General features: G+C 62.4%; 6 protein-coding genes. 2 read left to right on the top strand and 4 right to left on the bottom strand.

Features of this window, described 5'->3' with window-relative positions:
• The first annotated feature begins 209 nt into the window (after positions 1–209).
• The gene (locus M0D64_RS34705; protein WP_166618355.1) at positions 210–350 is read left to right on the top strand and encodes a hypothetical protein; all 141 of its coding nucleotides are present in this window, start codon (positions 210–212) and stop codon (positions 348–350) included.
• 61 nt (positions 351–411) lie between these two features.
• Here M0D64_RS34705 and M0D64_RS34700 read toward each other — a convergent pair whose 3' ends face one another.
• The 4 genes from M0D64_RS34700 to M0D64_RS34685 form a co-directional block, all read right to left on the bottom strand.
• Positions 412–1,896 carry an MFS transporter gene (locus M0D64_RS34700; protein WP_171926910.1) on the bottom strand — a complete coding sequence of 495 codons (1,485 nt, stop codon included), beginning with the start codon at positions 1,894–1,896 and terminating at the stop codon, positions 412–414.
• Between the two features lie 80 nt (positions 1,897–1,976).
• Positions 1,977–3,248 carry a CaiB/BaiF CoA-transferase family protein gene (locus M0D64_RS34695; protein ID WP_266261122.1) on the bottom strand — a complete coding sequence of 424 codons (1,272 nt, stop codon included), beginning with the start codon at positions 3,246–3,248 and terminating at the stop codon, positions 1,977–1,979.
• Positions 3,245–4,222 carry a hydroxymethylglutaryl-CoA lyase gene (locus M0D64_RS34690; RefSeq protein WP_266261121.1) on the bottom strand — a complete coding sequence of 326 codons (978 nt, stop codon included), beginning with the start codon at positions 4,220–4,222 and terminating at the stop codon, positions 3,245–3,247. The genes M0D64_RS34695 and M0D64_RS34690 overlap by 4 nt, the downstream gene beginning before the upstream one ends.
• Before the next feature lie 222 nt (positions 4,223–4,444).
• Positions 4,445–5,338: a LysR substrate-binding domain-containing protein gene (locus M0D64_RS34685; protein ID WP_266261120.1), complete on the bottom strand. Its 894-nt coding sequence runs from the start codon at positions 5,336–5,338 to the stop codon at positions 4,445–4,447.
• A 179-nt stretch (positions 5,339–5,517) separates the two neighbouring features.
• Here M0D64_RS34685 and M0D64_RS34680 point away from each other — a divergent pair, with 179 nt between their 5' ends.
• The gene (locus M0D64_RS34680) at positions 5,518–6,183 is read left to right on the top strand and encodes a LysE family translocator (RefSeq protein ID WP_266261119.1); all 666 of its coding nucleotides are present in this window, start codon (positions 5,518–5,520) and stop codon (positions 6,181–6,183) included.
• The last annotated feature ends 29 nt before the right edge of the window (positions 6,184–6,212 follow it).

The raw sequence follows: 6,212 nt of genomic DNA, 5'->3' as shown, positions 1-6,212 counted from the left end.
TGGGGCTTAAGTTGAGAGCATTGCCCCGCACAGGGGCAACGCTAATAGACCACTAGCAAATCAAGGAAAGGCACCAAAGCCAGAAGCACGAAAAAAAAAAACGCCGCGCAGGCAAAAAAACCCCAAATCCCTCCCATAAACCCAAATTTCAGCGCACACTATCCAACTGCTCCCTCGCGGAGCGATAAAAGCCTACTGGGGAGCCCATCATGGCAAAAGGTCAAATGCGCAGTAACCGCGAAGTAAAGAAACCGAAGCAGGCCAAAAAACCCACACCGGCCACGACGCCATCGGGCGCGCCGCCGATCCGCGTGGCGCCGACCGTTTCGGCAACGCCAAAGAAACACTAAGGCAGCACCAACCAAGCAGCAAGCCCGCCCCGCCAGGCGGGCCTCACCTCAACCACCCGCACTACCTCGAAATATCCTCCAACGCGACATCCCGCGTCTTCGGCCCAAGCGTCCCGATGGCCAGCATGACGATCATCATCGCCCCCGAAATAAACACAAACACCCCGTTCACGCCAAAGCGGTTCAGGCATCCCGCAATCACAAACGCGGAAAACATCGCCGAAATCCGGCTCCACGAATAAACAAACCCGACTGCCCTCGCTCGAATACTGGTCGGAAACAGCTCGGCCTGATATGCGTGATAGCTATAAGAAATAATGTTGCCCGCCAGCACAAGGCACACGCCCAAGCTCACTAGCAATACCGTCTCCCGTGCCTGGCTAAACAGCAACCCGCACACGACGTTCACCGCCGCCATGCAGATAATCACCGTCTTACGCTCGAAGCGGTCGGCAATCAGCATCCCCAGCAACGGTCCAAGCGGCGCCGCAATCGCAATGATGCTCGCGTACATCAAACTCGTCGTGACGGTAATGCCCTGCTTGATCAGCAACGTCGGAATCCAGTTCGCGAAGCCGTAATAACCCATCGTCTGAAACACGTGGAAAATGATCAGCATCAGCGTGCGCCTGCGATACGGCGGCACCAGCAGATCGCGAAACGCCGCACGCGCGCGCACCGGTTCAGGCAATGCCGGCTCCGGCAAAGGCCGTCCATATTCTCGTTCCACGCGTGCTTCGAGTCGCTTCATCACGGCGTCGGCCTCCTCGATGCGGCCCTTCTGTGCGAGCCAGCGTGGGCTCTCCGGCAAACGCAAACGGATCCACCACACCACGATCGCACCCACTACGCCGGTCAGCACGACCAGACGCCAGCCGTCGAGGCCGAAGTAACGGTGCGGCACCAGCAAATACGACAGAAACGCGACGATCGGCACCGCGCAAAAACCAACTGCCTGTGAAAAGGCCGACGCACGCCCTCGCACATGTTTCGGCACGAGCTCGGAGATGTACGTACCGATCGTCACGATCTCCACGCCGATACCGATCCCCGCGATAAAGCGCCAGAGGTTGAGCCCAAGCGCCGTGTCCTGGAACGCCATGATGATGTTGGCCGCCGTGTACCACAGCAGCGACCATGTGAAGATCGCACGCCGCCCGAAACGGTCGGCGAGAAAGCCGCACGCCGCCGTGCCGATAAACAGGCCCGCGAATAACGCCGCGATGAAGCTCGCCACGCCGCTGGTGCCGAACAGACCGTGCGTCGTCGCGGTGAGAATGCCGCTGCGCACGAGGCCCGGTGCGATGTAGCCGGAGAACATCAGGTCGTACAGTTCGAAGAAGAGCCCGAGGCTCAGCAGCATCACCAGTTGCCAGATCGAGCGCGTGGCGGGCAAGCGATCGAGCCGCGCGGAAATGCGCGCACCATTCAGCGCGATCTCTTCAGCGCGGCCGCTTGCCGATGCACCTGCGCCTGAGGGCAAACCGCCCAGCGTGCCGGCATCGCCGACCGCTGTCGCATACACCGCATGATTCGACGATTTCATCGTCTGTCTCCATGATTTCCGGTCTGAGGCCGGATGAGATTGAATAACTACGTTTAACGCCATCGAGCGCACCGCTACCCTCACGCAGCTTCTCGCGGCGTCTGCGCTACGCCGCCGCCCAACGCCGTGATCTGCGCTTCGTCGTAGCCCAAACCGCGCAGCACGTCGGCGGTGTGCTCACCAATCTTTGCGATCGGCGAGCGCGGTTGCAGACGGGCGCCATCCATCGAAATCGGCAGCAAGGGCATCGCGGTTTCGCTTCCGTCATCGAGCGTCAATCGCGCGAGGCCGCCACTCTCGTTCAGGTGCGGATCGTCGAACAGGTCTTCGGGTTTCGTGATCGACGCGAAGGGAATGTGGTCGCGTTCGAACTGCGGCACGAGCGCCGCGCCTTCGAAGCGACTCAAGGTTTCACCGAGCGTCTGCAACAACCACTCGCGGGCCAGCACGCGGTCGTTGTTAGTCGTGAGGCGCGGATCAGCCAATAGGTCGGCGCGATCGAGAATCGCGCACAGCGCGCGCCACTGACCGTCGCCGGTCGCGGCGATAAACATCTGCTCGTCGTTGGCAAGCCTGAACACGTCGTAGACGGCCCACGCGCTGATGCGCTCGGGCATCGGCGCAGCGGGCACGCCGGTCGCGGCGAACTGCTGCATGTGTTGCGCGGAAAGCAGCACACAGTTTTCGAACAGCGCGCTCTGTACTTCCTTGCCGCGTCCGCTCGTATGCCGTTCGTGCAGCGCGGCAAGCACGCCGATCGCACCGAACATGCCACCCATGATGTCGTTGACCGAACTGCCCGCGCGCAACGGCCGGCCTACCGGTCCCGTCATGTAGGCGAGGCCGGCCATCATCTGCACGACTTCGTCAAGAGCGAGACGGTGCTCGTATGGACCGTTAAGAAAGCCTTTGTGCGAGACATAGATCAACCTGGGATTGCGCTCACGAAGCGACGCGTAATCGAGGCCCAGCTTCGCCATGCGGCCCGGCTTGAAGTTCTCGACGAATACATCCGCGGTATCGACGAGCTTGTGCAGCGCGGCCAATCCTGCTTCGCTATCGAGATCGAGCGCGACACTCTTCTTGTTGCGATTGAAGGTACGAAAAAAACCTGCACCGGTGCCGAGCAAACGGCGCGTACCGTCGCCACGCGGCGGCTCGACCTTGATGACTTCAGCACCGAGGTCGCCAAGAATCATCCCGCAGGTCGGCCCCATCACCATGTGCGACAACTCGATCACGCGAATGCCTGCAAGCGGCAACGCGCCCTGTTGCCCTGCTGAAGACGCGGATGTAGCAGAAGCAGATGCAGAAGAAGCGGAAGAAGCAGACGTGGAAGAAAGCGGATTCATTGCAACACCCGTGATTCGGAAGGTTCAAAACATTGAGTAGCGGCACTGAACTGCTTGGGCAAACCAGCCCGCGCCAGATAGCCGTACAGCGGTTCGCCGGGGAGCGCGTCGGCGAGCACGTCCCGCGACGCAATGAGTCGGGCGAGGTCGATGCCGGTGTCGTAACCCATGCTGTCGAGCATGAACACGAGGTCCTCGGTGTTCACGTTGCCGGTCGCGCCAGGCGCATGCGGACAGCCGCCGAGGCCTGCCAGCGACGCGTCGAATTCACGGATGCCGTGCTGCAGCGCGACCAACGTGTTTGCGAGACCGAGACCGCGCGTGTCGTGGAAATGCAGCGAGCGCAGCTTGTTTCCCGCAACCTCTCGCACCAGTTCGATGATTTCGCCGACCTGGCGCGGCGTCGCTTCACCAGTGGTGTCGCCAAGCGCGATGACATCGGCGCCCGCCTGCAAGGCTGCGCGTGCAATCGCAACGATATCGGCGTAAGGCACCGCGCCTTGCAGCGTGCAGCCGAACACGGTCGATAATCCTGCGATCAGTTCCACGCGCCGCGCGTTCGCGCTAGCCGCGCTATCGATCAGCTCGCGCATCGCGGCAAATGCCTCGATCATCTCGACCGGCGTCTTGCGGACATTGGCGAGGCTATGCGCCGTGCTCACCGAAATCGGCGCGACGATCCGATGCACGCCGGATTCGAGCGCACGTTGCGCGCCCTTCAGGTTCGGCACCAATGCCGTCACGATCAGATCGTCGTAGGTGAGCGCGTGGGCGATCACTTCGTCGGCGTCGGCCATTTGCGGCAACAGCTTCGCCGGCACGAACGACGCGACTTCCATATGCCGCACGCCGGCGGCATATGCAGCGTCGATCCAGCGTCGCTTGAACTCGGTGGGCATCGTGCGTGCGATGCTTTGCAGGCCGTCGCGCATGCCGACTTCGGTCACGACGACGCGCTCCTGGGTGTCATTCATGGTCTTGAATCCCGGTCTTGAGTCTTGCGTGGAATGCAGGGAAAGAAGCAACTGAGTGACAGCGTGCCCGCGCGCGGCTGCACGGCAAAGTCTGCGTTGACGACGCACTCCATCGCCGCTCGCGATGGCCGCGGTGGCATGCGGGACGGGCGTGCGCCGTCGCAAAGGGGAAACCCTTAAGGGCTTTTCAGAGGGAGCTCAGAGGCAGCCAGGAGCCGGCGCTCAACCTAGGCGCAGCAGATGGTCGAGTAAATGCGCCGCCGTCAGCGTCAGCGCCTTGCGGTCGCGCATACAGATCACGAAGCGCCGCTCCGCCCATGCTTCGCGCAAGGGCACGGCGACGATGCCGTATTCGTCAGCGGCATGTTTGGGCAGCGCCTCGCTCGGCAGGATCGCGACGGCAAGGCCTGCCTGGATAAAACGATAGGCGGCGTCGAAGGTCGATACATAGGTTCGATAGTTGAGCTCGCTGCCTTTTTCAACAGCAATGCGTTGCATCAGCGCATTCACCGATGCATTCGATGCGAGCCCGAGATGATCGAACGCCAGGGTCTGCTCAAAGCCAACCGCAATCTCACCGGCCAGCGGATGATCGCGCGGCACGATCAGCGCGAGATGATCGGAGCGATACGGCAGCACATCGAGACTGCCCATCGGCACCACGTCGCGGCAGATGCCGAGATCGGCCACGCCCTCTTCCAGACCGCGCACGATCTCGGCGCTGACACGCTCTTCGACATCGACACGAACCTGCGGATTGGCCTTCAGAAACACCGACAGCGCCTCGGGCAGAAACTCGACCATCGACGACACATTCGCCAGCACCCGCACATGACCGCGCGCGCCGGCCGCGTACTCGCTGAGCTCGGCCTGCAAACGTTCATGGCCGCGCATGATGAGCCGCGCGTGCCTGAGCAGCGCCTCGCCGGCGGCGGTCGCGCGCACGCCGCGCTGGCTGCGCGAGAGCAGCGCGACGTCGACCAGCGCTTCGAGATCGGCGAGCCGCTTGCTGACCGCGGACGGCGCGATGAACTCGCGTTCGGCAGCACGCGCGATCGTGCCTTCCTCGCAGACGGCGATGAACAAGCGCAACGTCACCTGATCGATTTGCCACATGAACGGGCGCGCCCTAGGTGTTTGAAGTGAGAAAATTATGCCCGAGGAAGACGGCGGCTAAGCCCATCCCAGGGTATCCACGGCCGGCATGCTGGTTTGCGTCGTCGATCGCGCGCCAGGTTGTGACCGCGAATCGTGTGTCAAACTGCGTAATCAGAACTAGCGACAAAGGCTTTCCCATGTCCACCGTCAGTCTCTTCGTCACCTCCGCAGGCGTCGGCCTCGCGATTGCCGCACCGGTCGGCCCAATGGGCATGCTATGCATCCGCCGCACGCTGACGGGCGGTCCGCGCGCGGGGCTCGCAATCGGCTTCGGCATTGCGACCGGCGATGCGGTTTATGGCTTGATCGCGGCACTCGGCCTTGTCGGCATTTCGCAGTTCATGCTCGCCTACGACCGGCCCCTGCATCTGCTCGCCGGTCTGTTCCTGCTTTATCTCGGCGTGCGTACCTTGCTGCAAAAAGCGCCCGCCGATGCGGCCAACGGCAATGGCAACGGCAACAGCGACGGCGACGGCAACGGCAAGCTCGCGCAGGTGGGCCGCGCCGGCGTACTGCGCGCGTATGCGAGTTCTTTGCTGCTCACGCTGACCAATCCGCAAACCGTCATCATGTTTGCCGCGCTGTTTACGACGCTCGCACCGCGTGGCGCGTTTTCATCGAGCATCGCGTTGACCACTGTAGGCGGCGTGTTTTGCGGGTCGATCGCGTGGTGGTGTTTTCTCGTGACCGTGGTGTCGCTCGCGCGCCATGCGATCGGCAGCAAGCTGCGCGTGGCGATCGACCGGATCGTCGGATTCACGCTGGCGACGTTCGGTATCGTCGAGATTCGCCGCGCGCTTTGAAGGGGGTTAGCGGGGCTGCGCAAGGGCGC

It is taken from the genome of Paraburkholderia sp. WS6 (assembly GCF_030464835.1).
Lineage (GTDB): Bacteria > Pseudomonadota > Gammaproteobacteria > Burkholderiales > Burkholderiaceae > Paraburkholderia > Paraburkholderia madseniana.
This window is presented reverse-complemented; position numbering and strand designations above follow the sequence as displayed.